Source organism: Cupriavidus sp. FW306-1B-F12B, from assembly GCF_058781795.1.
In genome coordinates this window covers 40,059-54,771 of sequence record NZ_JBYSXC010000025.1, presented here as the reverse complement: position 1 = coordinate 54,771, position 14,713 = coordinate 40,059, and the positions used below count along the sequence as shown (strand labels likewise).

The 14,713-nt window shown below is 67.8% G+C and carries 10 protein-coding genes; 7 read left to right on the top strand and 3 right to left on the bottom strand.

The window, feature by feature from the left end:
* Both AC3WLE_RS29405 and aceE read right to left on the bottom strand, forming a co-directional pair.
* The coding region (locus AC3WLE_RS29405) for a biotin/lipoyl-containing protein (RefSeq protein WP_492359049.1) at positions 1-667 on the bottom strand (667 nt) is incomplete at its 3' end.
* A gap of 167 nt (positions 668-834) precedes the next feature.
* Entirely contained in the window at positions 835-3,522 is a 2,688-nt protein-coding gene (gene aceE / locus AC3WLE_RS29400) for a pyruvate dehydrogenase (acetyl-transferring), homodimeric type (protein WP_492351658.1), read from the bottom strand.
* A 423-nt stretch (positions 3,523-3,945) separates the two neighbouring features.
* Between aceE and AC3WLE_RS29395 the strand changes: the two genes are divergently transcribed.
* Together AC3WLE_RS29395 and AC3WLE_RS29390 are read left to right on the top strand one after the other, a co-directional pair.
* Complete coding sequence (locus tag AC3WLE_RS29395) at positions 3,946-6,531, top strand: PAS domain S-box protein (protein ID WP_492351659.1); 2,586 nt, start codon at positions 3,946-3,948, stop codon at positions 6,529-6,531.
* 170 nt (positions 6,532-6,701) lie between these two features.
* Complete coding sequence (locus tag AC3WLE_RS29390) at positions 6,702-7,334, top strand: response regulator transcription factor (RefSeq protein ID WP_010813074.1); 633 nt, start codon at positions 6,702-6,704, stop codon at positions 7,332-7,334.
* A gap of 103 nt (positions 7,335-7,437) precedes the next feature.
* On the opposite strand, the gene AC3WLE_RS29385 is transcribed toward AC3WLE_RS29390, so the two are convergent.
* Positions 7,438-8,118, bottom strand: a complete 681-nt coding sequence (locus AC3WLE_RS29385; protein ID WP_492320506.1) for a hypothetical protein — start codon at positions 8,116-8,118, stop codon at positions 7,438-7,440.
* 159 nt (positions 8,119-8,277) lie between these two features.
* Between AC3WLE_RS29385 and folD the strand changes: the two genes are divergently transcribed.
* The 5 genes from folD (at position 8,278) to AC3WLE_RS29360 (ending at position 14,559) form a co-directional block, all read left to right on the top strand.
* Complete coding sequence (gene folD / locus AC3WLE_RS29380; RefSeq protein WP_492320505.1) at positions 8,278-9,129, top strand: bifunctional methylenetetrahydrofolate dehydrogenase/methenyltetrahydrofolate cyclohydrolase FolD; 852 nt, start codon at positions 8,278-8,280, stop codon at positions 9,127-9,129.
* A 103-nt stretch (positions 9,130-9,232) separates the two neighbouring features.
* Positions 9,233-11,317: a M3 family metallopeptidase gene (locus AC3WLE_RS29375; protein WP_492320504.1), complete on the top strand. Its 2,085-nt coding sequence runs from the start codon at positions 9,233-9,235 to the stop codon at positions 11,315-11,317.
* Positions 11,314-12,144, top strand: coding sequence for an exodeoxyribonuclease III (gene xth / locus AC3WLE_RS29370; RefSeq protein WP_492320503.1), 831 nt, complete (start codon positions 11,314-11,316; stop codon positions 12,142-12,144). The genes AC3WLE_RS29375 and xth overlap by 4 nt, the downstream gene beginning before the upstream one ends.
* 86 nt (positions 12,145-12,230) lie before the next feature.
* Positions 12,231-12,749 carry a homoprotocatechuate degradation operon regulator HpaR gene (gene hpaR / locus AC3WLE_RS29365; RefSeq protein WP_492357004.1) on the top strand — a complete coding sequence of 173 codons (519 nt, stop codon included), beginning with the start codon at positions 12,231-12,233 and terminating at the stop codon, positions 12,747-12,749.
* Positions 12,750-12,768: 19 nt separating this feature from the next.
* On the top strand, positions 12,769-14,559 hold the full coding sequence (locus tag AC3WLE_RS29360; RefSeq protein WP_492357003.1) for a SulP family inorganic anion transporter: 1,791 nt from the start codon (positions 12,769-12,771) through the stop codon (positions 14,557-14,559).
* Positions 14,560-14,713: the final 154 nt, after the last annotated feature.

The following is a 14,713-nucleotide window of genomic DNA, read 5'->3' as shown; positions in this document are numbered from 1 at the left end:
GTGCCGGTGCGGGCGCGCTGGCAGCCGGAGCCGGTGCCGCGGCGGCAGCTGCCGGGGCGGCGGCTGCGGCGGCGCCTTCCAGGATCAGCAGCAGCGTGCCTTCGGCGACGTTGTCACCGACCTTGACCTTGACTTCCTTGACCACGCCGCCTTGCGGCGACGGCACGTCCATGGTGGCCTTGTCGGACTCCAGCGTCACCACGGCGTCTTCGGCGTTAATGGTGTCGCCCGCCTTGACGTGGACTTCGATGACCGGCACGGCGTCGTAGTCGCCGATATCGGGCACCTTGACCTCGATGGTGCCGCCACCGCCAGCGGCCGGGGCCGCGGCTGGGGCTGCTGCGGGGGCAGGAGCCGGTGCGGGGGCTGCGGCGGCCGGCGCCGGTGCTGCGGCAGCAGGGGCAGGTGCGGTGGCGGCGGGCTCGTTGGCCGCCTCCAGCATCACCAGCACCGAGCCTTCGGACACGTTGTCGCCCACCTTGATGCGGACGTCCTTGACCACGCCGGCCTGCGGCGAGGGCACGTCCATGGTGGCCTTGTCCGATTCCAGCGTCACCAGCGCGTCTTCCGCGTTGATGCTGTCGCCGGGTTTCACATGCACTTCGATGACGGGAACGGCGTCATAGTCGCCGATATCCGGCACCTTGATTTCAATCGCTTGACTCATTCAGTGTCTCCTGGGCAGGCCGGCACGCGCGACATCCGCAAGCGGCGAGATTACCTTCGCCGCCCGCTTCTGTCACGCCGCCATGCCGCAAGGCGCCGTCCGGCATCTGGCCGGGGCGCCCGCGGCACGGCGTTGCCGTACTGCGGGGGTTGGTGCAGGCTGCCGGATCAGACCGACATCGGGTTGGGCTTGTTCGGGTCGAGGTTGTACTTCTTGATGGCCTCGGCAACCTTGTCGCGGCCGATCGCACCCTCGTCGGCCAGCGCCTTGAGCGCGGCCAGCGTGACCCAGTAGCGGTCCACTTCAAAGAAGTGGCGCAGCTTCTCGCGCGTGTCCGAGCGGCCGAAGCCGTCGGTGCCCAGCACCACGTAGCGGCGCGGCACGAACGGACGGATCTGCTCGGCAAACGCACGCACGTAGTCGGTGGAGGCGATCACCGGGCCGCGGGCCGACTTCAGGCTCTTGGCCACGTGCGATTCGCGCGGGGTCTCGGTCGGGTGCAGCAGGTTGAAGCGCTCGACGTCGTGGCCTTCGCGGGCCAGTTCGGTGAAGCTCGGGCAGCCCCACAGGTCCGACTCCACGCCCCAGTCCTTCTTGAGCAGGTCAGCAGCGGCGATCACCTCGCGGAAGATCGTGCCCGAGCCCAGCAGCTGCACGCGCGGCGCGTTGCTGTTCTCGACGCCCTTGCGGAACTGGTACATGCCCTTGACGATGTCCTGCTCCACGCCAGCCGGCATTTCCGGATGCTCGTAGTTCTCGTTCATCACCGTCAGGTAGTAGTAGACGTCTTCCTGCTCGGCGTACATGCGGCGCAGGCCGTCCTGCATGACCACCGCCAGCTCGTACTGGAAGGTCGGGTCGTACGAGATGCAGTTCGGGATCGCGGCGTGGAACACGTGCGAGTGGCCGTCTTCATGCTGCAGGCCTTCGCCGTTCAGCGTGGTGCGGCCGGCGGTGCCGCCCAGCAGGAAGCCGCGCGAGCGCATGTCGGCAGCGGCCCAGCACAGGTCGCCGATACGCTGGATGCCGAACATCGAGTAGTAGATGTAGAACGGGATCATCTGCACGCCGTGCGTCGAGTACGACGTGGCGGCCGCGATCCAGTCGCACATGGCGCCGGCTTCGTTGATGCCTTCCTGCAGCACCTGGCCAGTCTGCGATTCCTTGTAGAACATCAGCTGGTCATGGTCTTCCGGCACGTACTTCTGGCCTTCCTGGTTCCAGATGCCGACCTGGCGGAACAGGCCTTCCATGCCGAAGGTGCGCGACTCGTCCGGCACGATGGGCACCACGTGCTTGCCGATCTGCTTGTCTTTCAGCAGCGTGTTCAGGATCCGCACGAAGGCCATGGTGGTGGACACTTCGCGGCCTTCGCCGGTGGCCTTGAGCAGCGCGTCGAACGCGGACAGCTGCGGGACCGGCAGGGCTTCGGCCTTCTGGCGGCGGGCCGGCAGGTAGCCGCCCAGGTTCTGCCGCGCCTGGCGCATGTATTCCAGTTCCTTCGAACCTTCCGGGAAGGTGATGTACGGCACCTCTTCGAGCTGGTCGTCGGCAACGGGGAGGTTGAACTGGTCGCGGAACTTGCGGATCGCGTCCACCGGCATCTTCTTCTGCTGGTGGGCCACGTTCATGGCCTGGCCGGCGTCGCCCATGCCATAGCCCTTGATGGTCTTGGCCAGGATCAGCGTGGGCTGGCCCTTGTGCTCGCTGGCGGACTTGTAGGCGGCGTAGATCTTGTGCGGATCGTGGCCGCCGCGGTTCAGGCGCCAGATGTCGTCGTCGGACCAGTCGGCCACCATCGCCTTCAGCTCAGGCGTGTTGAAGAAGTGCTCGCGGACGTAGGCGCCGTCCTTGGCCTTCATGGTCTGGTACTCGCCGTCGACGCATTCCATCATGCGCTTCATCAGCAGGCCCTTGGTGTCGCGCGCCAGCAGCGAATCCCACTTGCTGCCCCACACCACCTTGATCACGTTCCAGCCGGCACCGCGGAATTCGGATTCCAGTTCCTGGATGATCTTGCCGTTGCCGCGCACCGGGCCGTCCAGGCGCTGCAGGTTGCAGTTGATGACGAAGACCAGGTTGTCGAGCTTCTCGCGGCCGGCCATGCCGATCGCGCCCAGCGATTCGGGCTCGTCGGTCTCGCCGTCGCCCAGAAAGGCCCAGACCTTGCGGTCGCCTGCCTTGGCCAGGCCGCGGCTGTCCAGGTACTTCATGAAGCGGGCCTGGTAGATGGCCATGATCGGGCCCAGGCCCATCGACACCGTCGGGAACTGCCAGAAGTCCGGCATCAGCCACGGGTGCGGGTAGGACGAGATGCCCTTGCCGTCCACTTCCTGGCGGAAGTTGTCGAGCTGGTCCTGGGTCAGGCGGCCGAGCAGGAAGGCGCGCGAATACACGCCCGGAGCCGAGTGGCCCTGCACGAACACCAGGTCGCCGCCGCTGGCTTCCGACGGGGCGCGCCAGAAGTGGTTGTAGCCGACGTCATACAGCGTGGCCGCCGAGGCGAACGACGAGATGTGGCCGCCGACGTTGGTGTGCTTGTTGGCGCGCAGCACCATCGCCATGGCGTTCCAGCGGGTGTACGAGCGGATCCGGTGCTCGATGTCCTGGTCGCCGGGGATGCGGGCCTGCTGCTCGACCGGAATCGTGTTGATGTACTGCGTCTCGGCGTGGAACGGCTGGGTGACGCCGTTCACGCGTGCGTATTCGATCTGCTTGTCGATCAGGAAAGCGGCGCGCGCCGGACCTTCGGCGGCCAGGACGCCCTGCAGGGCGTCGAGCCATTCATGGGTTTCCTGGGGATCGGCGTCGTTGGCGCTCGAGGCGCCGAGAATCTGCTCTGGTACGGCGGACATGACTGTCTCCTGGGTGAATTCTTTGCATCCGCGCCCGCGCTGGCAGCGCCCGGACACGACTTTACGTATGACTCGCACCGACTTGCGGATCCGGCGCCATGCCGCCTTGCATCGGGGCCGCCGCCGGGAAACCTGTTCCGGTTTCTCCGCGCGGCAGGCGCATGGCTGCCGCCCGCATTCTTGGGTCGAACCGATTCTATGGAAGCCCAAAGTCCAGCACAAGTGAAATTTTCAAATTGCGGTATCGTTTTTTATAATGTGGAATTATGCGGCAGCGCACCAAGAATCACTGCCCGGCTGGCCCGCCATGCGCCATAAGCCTGCCCGCCCCGGCCGCAGCAGCAATGTTTTCATTGGCGCTTTCCCCAAGCGACGCACCGCAATAATCTCGGTACACTGGTCGGTCAGCCGTCAATCCCTCCCATGCCGTTTTTCAACCGACTCCTTTCCAGCCTGCGTGCAGCCATGCTTCCTCCCGACGCGTCGGGGTCAGCCAAGGCGGCCGGAGGCGATCCCGCGCACGCCCCTTCGCCGGCTGCCGGACTGGGGCCGATCGAGCCGCTGGGCCCCGACGACGGCGCCCCCGTGGCCGCACCGCGCGGGCTGTGGTGGCTGCGCTGGCGCAACCTGGTGGCCACCAGCTGGTTCATGTTCATCCCGCTGGTTGCCATCGTACTGTTCACGGTGGCCATGGGCGTGATCCTGTGGTCCCTGCACGAGACCGAGCGCCAGCAGCAGCGCGACGCCCTGTACCGCGACGCGGCCTGGGCACAGCAGCGCGTGCGCCTGTCGCTGCTAAGCAACCAGGACCAGCTGGCCTCGCTGGCGCGCGACATCGCCGCCGCGCAGCTTGAGCAAGGCGCCTACCGCACCGCGGCGCAGGAAATCCTGCGCGAAAACCCCGAGATCGTCTTCATCAACTGGCTCGATGCCACCAAGCGCGGCCGCTGGTCGCTGCCATCGACCTCGGAATTCGCCAGCCGCCTGCGCGAGAACCAGGACCAGCCGCTCGAACCGGAAGTGCTCGACACCTTCGACGCCGCGCGCGAGACCCAGCGCGTGGTCTATTCGCGCCCGCTGGTCAACGAGCGCGGCGACAGCTTCATGCTGATGGAAGTGCCGATCGTGCGCGACAACGAGTTTCTCGGCACGCTTGGCGCGCTGTACTCGATCAACGGCATCCTGACGCACCTGCTGCCGCCCGAGCTGACCGAGCGCTACCGCTTCTCGCTGATCGACAAGAACAACCAGACCCGCGCCAGCACCTCATTGCGGCCGGTGCCGGGCAACGCGCTGTCGTACGAGGTGCTGCTGGATCCGCCGGGCCACTCGCTGTCGCTGCGCGCCGATGCCTACCCGCCGGCGTCGAACCTGCCCAACAACATGCTGCTGTGGCTGGTGGTGGGGCTGTCGTGCTTCCTGCTGTGGAGCCTGTGGAGCATGTGGCGCCACACCAGCCGCCGCTCCGAGGCGCAGCGCGCGCTGCTGGCCGAGACCTCGTTCCGGCGCGCGATGGAAAACTCGATGCTGATCGGCCTGCGCGCGCTCGACCTGAACGGCCGCATCACCTATGTCAACCCGGCCTTCTGCCGCATGACCGGCTGGCAGGAGAACGACCTGGTCGGGCGCCTGCCGCCCTTCCCCTACTGGCCGCCCAACGACCAGCAGGAAATGCAGAAGCAGATCGACCTGACCCTGCAGGGCAAGTCGCCCGCCGGCGGCTACGAGATGCGCGTGATGCGCCGCGACGGCAGCAGCTTCTATGCGCGCATGTACGTGTCGCCGCTGGTGGACAGCCGCGGCCGCCATACCGGCTGGATGAGCTCGATGACGGACATCACCGAGCCCAAGCGCGCGCGCGAGGAACTGGCCGCCGCGCATGACCGCTTCACCACGGTGCTGGAAAGCCTGGACGCCGCGGTGTCGGTGCTGGCCACCGACAAGGCGGAGCTGCTCTTTGCCAACCGCTATTACCGCCAGCTGTTCGGCTGGGAGGCCGAGGGCCACCTGAAGCTGGCCGGCGACGACCTCGACAAGGACCAGGTCTCCAGCGACAACACCGACTATGTCGACGCCTATGCCGGCCTGCCGGCGTCCGAGCTGATGCCGTACGCATCGGATGCGCGCGAAGTGTTCGTGCCGGACATGCAGAAATGGTTCGAAGTGCGCCGCCGCTATATCCAGTGGGTCGACGGCCACCTGGCGCAGATGCAGATCGCCACCGACATCACCGTGCGCAAGGCCGCCGAGGAAATGGCGCGCCAGCATGAAGAGCGCCTGCAGTTCACCAGCCGCCTGACCACCATGGGCGAGATGGCCTCGTCGCTGGCGCATGAGCTGAACCAGCCGCTGGCGGCCATCAACAACTACTGCATGGGCGCGGTGGCGCGGCTGCACTCGGGCCGCAGCACGCCGGAGGACCTGATCCCGGTGCTGGAGAAGACCTCGGCCCAGGCGGTGCGCGCCGGCACCATCATCAGCCGCATCCGCGGCTTCGTGAAGCGCAGCCAGCCGCAGCGGCGCGAGGCCGCGCTGCACGACATCGTCGCCGACGCGGTAGGCCTGGCCGACCTGGAGGCCACGCGCCGCCGCGTCACCATCCTGACCCGCCTGCCGACCCCGCCGCTGACGGTCTATGTCGACCCGGTGCTGATCGAGCAGGTGCTGGTGAACCTGCTCAAGAACGCGGTCGAGGCCATGGCCGGCCTGCCCGCCCTGCACGCCGGCGGCGTGGTGCGCCTGCACGCGCGGGTGGAGCCGGGCGAGATCGGCGACAACGTCCATATCGACGTGATCGACCAGGGCCCGGGCGTGGACGAAGCCACCAAGGAGCGCCTGTTCGAGCCCTTCTTCAGCACCAAGTCCGACGGCATGGGCATGGGGCTGAACATCTGCCGCTCGATCATCGAGTCGCACCAGGGCCGCCTGTGGGTGGAGAACAATGCCGACGGCATCGGCTGTACATTTAAAATCATGCTGCCGCTGCAATCGGCGCTGGCCGAGCATTAAGCCGAAGCACAGGCCCTGTTGCCGGGGCCTTCGCGCCCGGGCATGCCCAAGGATTCCAGAAAAAGCCGGCCCGCCCCGTTTCCCCCACGGATGTGGGGGGCCTGTCTCGCCACAGAGGGCCGCTGCCGGTTACACTTCGCAGCAATGAATTGTTGTCCCGAGGAGACTACATGACCGCAACGCCAAACCCCACGCCCCACCGCGGCGAGACCGTGTTCATCGTCGACGACGATGAAGCCATGCGCGACTCGCTGACCTGGCTGCTGGAGGGCAATGGCTATCAGGTGCGCAGCTTCACCAGCGCCGAGCAGTTCCTCGCCGCCTACGATGCCAGCCAGGTGTCGTGCCTGATCCTTGACGTGCGCATGCCCGGCATGAGCGGCCCGGAACTGCAGGAGCGCATGCTGGCCGAGCAGATCGACATTCCCATCGTCTTTATCACCGGCCACGGCGACGTGCCGATGGCGGTATCGACGATGAAGCGCGGCGCCATCGACTTCATCGAAAAGCCCTTCGATGAATCCGAGCTGCGCGCACTGGTCGAGCGCATGCTGACCAAGGCCCGCACCGACCATTCCGCCGCACGCGAGCAGCGCGCCGCCAAGGACCTGCTGGGCAAGCTGACCACGCGCGAGCAGCAGGTGCTCGAGCGCATCGTTGCCGGCCGCCTGAACAAGCAGATCGCCGATGACCTGGGCATTTCCATCAAGACCGTGGAGGCGCACCGCGCCAACATCATGGAAAAGCTCAACGTCAACACCGTCGCCGACCTGCTGCGCCTGGCGCTGTCGCGCAACAGCTGAGCGGCTGGCGCCTGCCTCTGCCTGACTCGGTGCGGCCCCGCGGCCGCACCGGCTGCCCTCTCCGCGCGCCGTCCGGCGCCGCCCCTGCATCCCGTCAGCCCCGTCATCGGTCCAGGTATTCCTCGTCCCGGAACGTGACGACCCACTGTGGCCGATAGACCACAAAAATCGCCACCAGCATGCCGGTCAGGAAGGCCTCGCCGAAGGCCAGGATGACGGCTGCCGTCAGGGTATCGGCAACGCTCCATGGCAGGCCCGGTGCCGTCAGGTGGCGCCAGCCGGCCTCGGCCGCGCTGGCGCCCAGCGCGGCCAGCCCGGCCGTGAAATAGCCGTGTCCGAGGATAAAGACGAACGGATGCCGCGGCAGCAGGCGCCGCATCATCGCCTGCAACGCCGCGGAGATCAGCGCCGGCAGCAGCGCCAGCCAGACGTAGCGCACCCACAGCGAGGGCCAGTCGAACTGGGCCCAGCCATGCCCGGCCAGGTATTCGAGCCCGAACAGCGACACCACGTCGACCACGAACAGCGACAGCAGCGCCAGCGGCAGCCCGAACAGCGTCACCATCAGCGTGGCGCCGAGCAACTGGATCACCAGCCCGCCGACCAGCGTGGCGCGCAACGTCCACAGCAGCGCCACCAGCACCATCGCACCCAGCCAGGCGTTCTGCAGCGCATTGCGCCGCAGCAGCTGCCAGGGCCGGCGCGTCAGCGCCCACAGCAGCCCCGCCAGGGACAGCAACAGCAGCAAGGGATGGGACAGCAGGGATGGAAGCGCGGTGTGCATGCGGCCGATGCTACCAGCGCTGCCCCCGCCCGGCCTTGCACCCGCTCAAGCTCCGTGCGGCAAGCCCCACGCAACCTTTATAATTCCGCCTTTAGCCCAACCCGCGCTCCGGCGCGCGGCGGCACCTCCACCTCCCGGCCACAAACCCGCCCTGCCTCCATGCCTGCCCAACTGATCGACGGCAATGCCCTTGCCAAACAAATCCGCTCCGAAGCCGCCCTGCGCGCCGCCCGCCTGACCGAGCGTGGCCACCGGCCCGGCCTGGCCGTGATCCTGGTCGGCGAGGACCCGGCCAGCCAGGTCTACGTCCGCAACAAGGTCAAGGCCTGCCAGGACAACGGCTTTCATTCCTCGCTCGACCGCTACCCGGCCGACCTGTCGGAGGCGGAACTGCTGGCCCGCATCGACGCCCTGAACCAGGACCCGAACATCCACGGCATCCTGGTGCAGCTGCCCCTGCCCAAGCATATCGACAGCCACAAGGTGCTTGAAGCCATCGCCCCGGAAAAGGATGTCGACGGCTTCCATGTGGCCAATGCCGGCGCGCTGATGACCGGTGCCCCGCTGTTCCGCCCGTGCACGCCCTACGGCTGCATGAAGATGCTGGAATCGGTCCAGTTCCCGCTGCGCGGCGCCCGCGCCGTGGTGGTGGGCGCCTCCAATATCGTCGGCAAGCCGATGGCGATGCTGCTGCTGCAGGCCGGCGCCACCGTCACCATCTGCAACAGCAAGACGCGCGACATCGGCGCCCACACCCGCGACGCGGATGTGGTGGTGGCCGCGGTCGGCAAACGCAACCTGATCAGCGCCGACATGGTCAAACCGGGCGCGGTGGTGATCGACGTGGGCATGAACCGCGACGACAACGGCAAGCTGTGCGGCGACGTCGACTTTGCCGGCGTGCGTGAAGTCGCCGGCTACATCACGCCGGTGCCGGGCGGCGTCGGCCCGATGACCATCACCATGCTGCTGGTCAATACGCTGGAAGCCGCCGAGCGCGCCGCCGGCTGAGGCCGCGCGTACGATACGCCACCCGGGGCCCTGGAAAATCCGGCGCCCCGGCCCCATCTGCGGGATGATTGCCCGATCGAGGCCAGCCAACCGAGAACACGCCATGGACCAAGCCGCCAACGCTACCAATCCTCTGCTGGACTTTTCCGACCTGCCCCGCTTTGCCGAGATCCGGCCCGAGCACATCAGCCCGGCGCTGGACGTGCTGCTGGAAAGCGCACAGCAGGCCGTCGCCCGCGCTGAAGATCCGGCCACGCCCGCCGACTGGGGCAACGCCGTGCAGGCGCTGGAAGCGGCCACCGAGCCGCTGGGCCGCGCCTGGGGCGTGGTCAGCCACCTGAGCGCCGTGGCCGATACGCCCGAACTGCGCAAGGCTCACGCCGAGAACCTGCCGCGCATGACCGAGTTCTGGTCCTCGCTCGGCCAGAGCCTGGCGCTGTATGACAAGTACAAGGCGCTGGCTGCCAGCCCGGAGTTCGCAGGCATGAGCGCGGCGCGCCACCAGCTGATCGAAAACGAACTGCGCGGCTTCCGCCTGGGCGGTGCCGAACTGCCTGAAGACAAGAAGCCGCGCTTCGCCGAGATCCAGGAGCAGCAGGCCCAGCTGTCCAAGGCCTTCTCCGACCACGTGCTGGATGCCACCAACGCCTACGCGCTGCATGTCGAGGACGAGGCCCGACTGTCCGGCCTGCCCGACGACGCCAGGGAAGCCGCCCGCCATGCCGCCGAGAAGGATGGCAAGGCCGGCTGGAAATTCACGCTGCACTTCCCGTCCTACTTCCCGGTGCTGCAGTACGCGGACGACCGCGCGCTGCGCCAGACCCTGTATGAAGCCAATGTCACGCGCGCCTCGGAACTGGGCCCGCAGCATGGCCAGGGCCAGGCCGACTGGGACAACACCGCCAATATGCGCGAGCAGCTGGCCCTGCGCCGCGAAGAGGCGCAGATGCTGGGCTACCAGTGCTACGGCGAAGTCTCGCTGGTGCCGAAGATGGCCGAATCGCCGGCCGAGGTGCTGAAGTTCCTCGACGAGCTCGCCGTCAAGGCGCGCCCCTACGCCGAGAAGGACTGGGCCGAAATGAAGGCCTTTGCCGCGGCAGAGCTGGGGCTGCCTGAACTGGCGCCGTGGGACGTCGCCTATGCCTCGGAGAAGCTGCGCCAGCAGCGCTATGCGTTCTCCGAGCAAGAGGTCAAGCAGTACTTCCCGGAAGCGAAGGTACTCGAGGGCCTGTTCGGCGTGGTGCAGAAGCTGTTCTCGGTGCGCATCGAGCCTGAGCAGGCGCAGACCTGGCACAAGGACGCGCGCTTCTTCCGCGTCACCACCGCCGACGGCACGCTGCTGGCCCAGTTCTACATCGACCTGTACGCGCGCGAAGGCAAGCGCGGCGGCGCCTGGATGGACGACGCGCGCGGCCGCAAGGTGCTGGAGCAAGGCGGCGTGCAGACGCCGGTGGCCTACCTGACCTGCAACTTCTCGGCGCCGGTGGGCGGCAAGCCCGCGCTGTTCACGCACGATGAGGTGATCACCCTGTTCCATGAGTTCGGCCATGGCCTGCACCACATGCTGACGCAGGTGGGCGAGCTCGGCGTGTCGGGCATCAACGGCGTGGAATGGGATGCGGTGGAGCTGCCGTCGCAGTTCATGGAGAACTTCTGCTGGGAGTACGAAGTGCTGACCGGCATGACGCAGCATGTCGAGACCGGCGAGCCGCTGCCGCGCGCCCTGTTCGATCGCATGCTGGCCGCCAAGAACTTCCAGAACGGCATGATGACGCTGCGCCAGATCGTGTTCTCGTCGTTCGATATGCACCTGCATACCGACTTCGACCCGGCCGGCGCCACCTCGGTGCTGGACCTGTCGCGCCAGATCAACGACCGCGTGCACGTGGTGCCGCAGCATCCGCTGTCGCGCTGGCCGAACACCTTCAGCCATATCTTCGCCGGCGGCTATGCGGCGGGCTACTACAGCTACAAGTGGGCCGAGGTGCTGTCGGCCGACGTGTACGCGGCGTTCGAGGAAGCCGCGCAGCTGTCGGGCAGCGTGCTCGACAGCGAGACCGGTGCGCGCTACCAGCGCGAGATCCTGTCGGTCGGCGGCAGCCGTCCGGCGATGGACTCGTTTGTCGCGTTCCGCGGCCGCGCGCCGCAGATCGACGCGCTGCTGCGCCACGGCGGGATGGCAGCATGAGCGCGGCCGCCCTGCCCGCCAGCGGCCCGCTTCGCATTGCCAGCTGGAACGTCAACTCGCTCAAGGTGCGCCTGCCGCAGGTGCTGCAATGGCTGGCCGAGCAGGACCAGGCCGGCGCGCCGATCGACGCGCTGTGCCTGCAGGAACTGAAGCTGCCGGACGACAAGTACCCGCTCGCCGAACTGGAGAACGCGGGCTTCCACAGCATCTACACCGGGCAGAAGACGTACAACGGCGTGGCCATCCTCGCCCGCGACGCCAGCATGCCCGGCCCCGCCGACGTGGTGCGCAACATCCCCGGCTTCGAGGACGCGCAGCAGCGCGTGATCGCTGCCACATACGGCGACCTGCGGCTGGTCTGCGCCTACTTTCCCAACGGGCAGGCGCCGGACTCGGACAAGTTCGTCTACAAGCTCAAGTGGCTGGATGCAATGACGGCCTGGCTGCGCGAAGAAATGAAGCGCTACCCGAAGCTGGCGCTGCTGGGCGACTTCAATATCGCGCCGGAAGACCGCGACGTGCACGACCCCAAGAAATGGGAAGGCCAGAACCTGGTCTCGCCGCAGGAGCGCGCCGCCTTTGCCGCGCTGGTGGAGCTCGGCCTGGCGGATGCGTTCCGCCAGTTCGAGCAGCCGGAGAAGGCCTTCTCGTGGTGGGACTACCGCATGATGGCGTTCCGCCGCAATGCGGGCCTGCGCATCGACCACATCCTGCTGTCGCCGGCATTGACCAGCGGCTGCAGCGCCTGCGTGATCGACCGCGTGCCGCGCACGTGGGAGCAGCCATCTGACCACACGCCGGTGGTCGCCACGCTCAGTTGCAGCTGAACGCGCCGCTGGCGCCGCGCGCGGGTTCAGGCAAGTCCGCACAAGCCCCGCTCGCCGCGCGGCGCCGCGCCCGCTACACTGCGGGCATGAGCCACACCCGCCAGGCCATGTTCCGCCACCGCAACCTTCCTCACCTGCTGCTGCAAGTGCGCGAGACATTGCTGGCCGGCTTTCGCCCGATCCTGCGGCAGTTCGGCATCACCGAGCAGCAATGGCGCGTGATGCGCACGCTCAACGAGCGCGAGCCGATGGAGCCTAACCAGCTGGCCGAAGCCTGCCTGATCCTGAGCCCCAGCCTGACCCGCATGCTGTGCGGCATGGAAGACGCCGGGCTGGTCGAACGGACCCGCTCTGCCACCGACCAGCGCCGCCAGCTGGTCAGCCTGACGCCGTCGGCGCGCGCCATCATCGTGCAAATGGAGCCGCTGGTCGATGCACGCTACCAGGAGCTGGCGCAGCGGCTCGGCCCAGAGCGTCTGACCGAGGTCTACCGCGCGCTCGACGCGATGCTGGCCGGCCTGGCGCCGCAGCCGAACCTGCCCGAATCCACCCCGCCCGAATCCGTTGCCTCGCCACCGCCTGGGCGCGGCGGCGAGGCCGGCTGAGCCTGCCCCTTCATTGCCGATGCCCGCGTCCCATCCCGGATCACTCCTGCCGCGCCTGTTCCCATGGAGCCAGCGCGTCGACAAGACCACGCTGCGCGCCGACCTGGTGGCCGGCCTGCTCGGCGCCGTGCTGGTGCTGCCGCAGGGCGTGGCCTTCGCCACGCTGGCCGGCCTGCCGCCGCAATACGGCATCTACAGCGCGGTGGTGCCGTGCATCGTGGCGGCGCTGTTCGGTTCGAGCTGGCACGTGATGTCGGGGCCGACCAACGCCAATTCGCTGGCATTGTTCGCGATGCTGAGCCCGCTTGCGTTTGCCGGCAGCCCGGCCTATATCGGGCTGGCGCTGGCGGTCACCATCGTGGTGGGCGTGATGCAGCTCGCCGTGGGCACGTTGCGGCTGGGCACGCTGGCCAACTTTATTTCGCCGTCGGTGCTGCTCGGTTTCACCTGCGGCGCCGCGACGCTGATCGGCCTGTATGCGCTCAAGGACCTGTTCGGGCTGGCGGTGCCGACCGGCACCAGTGCATTCGGCGTGCTGCGCCACCTGTTCGAGAACATCGACGCCATCAACTGGGGCGCGGCCACCGTAGGCGCGGTCACGCTGGTGGTGACGCTGCTGTGCAAGCGGCTGTGGCGGCGGCTGCCGTTCATGCTGCTGGGGCTGCTGGCCGGCTACGGCGTGGCGCTGCTGCTGAACCAGTCCGGCGCGGGCGGCGCCCACCATGTCAACGTGGTTGGGCCGATCCCGTCGGCGCTGCCGCGCTTCCACCTTCCCGATGTGGACTGGCGCAAGCTGCCAGACCTGCTGGGCATCGCCTCGGCGCTGACCATCGTCGCGCTGGGCCAGTCGATCTCGATCGCCAAGGCGGTGGCGCTGCGCTCGGGCCAGCATATCGACGCCAACCGCGAGTTCATCGGCCAGGGCCTGTCCAATATCGCGGGCGGCTTCTTCTCAGGCTATATCTCGTGCGGCTCGCTCAACCGCTCGGTGCCCAACTTCGAAGCCGGCGCGCGCACGCCGCTGGCCAGCGTGTTCTCGGCGCTGTGGCTGGTGGCGCTGGTGGCCGTCAGCGCCCCGCTGCTGGCACAGATCCCGATGGCGGCGATCGCCGCGATGCTGCTGCTGGTGGCGTGGGGCCTGCTCGACACCGCGCGGCTGCGCCGCATCTTCACGCTCAGCCGCACGGAGTTCGCCATTGCCATCGGCACCTTCGCCGCCACGCTGGTGATCCGGCTGGAGATGGCGGTGCTGCTCGGCACCGTGCTGTCGCTGGTGGCCTACCTGTACCGCACCTCGCGGCCGGCCGTGCGCAGCCTGGTGCCCGATGCCGACGATCCCGGCCGGCGCTTCACGCCGCTGGACGAGCTGCGCCGCCCGCAGCCGGAATGCCCGCAACTGAAGCTGCTGCGCATGGAAGGCGCGATCTATTTCGGCGCGGTGCAGTACGTGACGGATCGCCTGCACTGGCTGCGCACGGTCAACGCCGGCCAGACGCACCTGCTGGCGATGACCAAGAGCATGAACTTCATCGACCTGGCCGGTGCCGAGATGTGGGAAAACGAGCTCGCCGAACGGCGCGCGCTGGGCGGCGACCTGTACTTCCACCGCCCGCGCACGCAGGTGCTGCAGACCTGGGCGCAGACCGGCTTTACCGACAAGCTCGGGGCCGACCATATCTTCCCGACCAAGCGGCAGGCGCTGCACACGATCGTCGGCGAGCTCTCGCCGGACATCTGCGCGCAATGCACCGTGCGGATCTTTGAAGAGTGCGCGTCACGGCCTGGCGCCGCAGCCCCGGCAGCACAATGAACTGAAGCGCCGGCACGCCGGCATGAGCGGCGGCCGCGCACCAGCGTTCAGCAACAGTACGCTGCAGGAAAAACCAGGAAACTGAAACGGGAAAACCGGGAATCTGCCTGTGCCGGCGTTGCCGGCTTGGCACGCAAGGCCGGACGGCCCTACG

Bases quoted from the DNA above. Each gene is read 5' to 3' on its own strand.
- aceE (WP_492351658.1), bottom strand. From the start codon at position 3,522: ATGTCCGCCGTACCAGAGCAGATTCTCGGCGCCTCGAGCGCCAACGAC.
- AC3WLE_RS29395 (WP_492351659.1), top strand. From the start codon at position 3,946: ATGCCGTTTTTCAACCGACTCCTTTCCAGCCTGCGTGCAGCCATGCTT.
- AC3WLE_RS29390 (WP_010813074.1), top strand. From the start codon at position 6,702: ATGACCGCAACGCCAAACCCCACGCCCCACCGCGGCGAGACCGTGTTC.
- AC3WLE_RS29385 (WP_492320506.1), bottom strand. From the start codon at position 8,118: ATGCACACCGCGCTTCCATCCCTGCTGTCCCATCCCTTGCTGCTGTTG.
- folD (WP_492320505.1), top strand. From the start codon at position 8,278: ATGCCTGCCCAACTGATCGACGGCAATGCCCTTGCCAAACAAATCCGC.
- AC3WLE_RS29375 (WP_492320504.1), top strand. From the start codon at position 9,233: ATGGACCAAGCCGCCAACGCTACCAATCCTCTGCTGGACTTTTCCGAC.
- xth (WP_492320503.1), top strand. From the start codon at position 11,314: ATGAGCGCGGCCGCCCTGCCCGCCAGCGGCCCGCTTCGCATTGCCAGC.
- hpaR (WP_492357004.1), top strand. From the start codon at position 12,231: ATGAGCCACACCCGCCAGGCCATGTTCCGCCACCGCAACCTTCCTCAC.
- AC3WLE_RS29360 (WP_492357003.1), top strand. From the start codon at position 12,769: ATGCCCGCGTCCCATCCCGGATCACTCCTGCCGCGCCTGTTCCCATGG.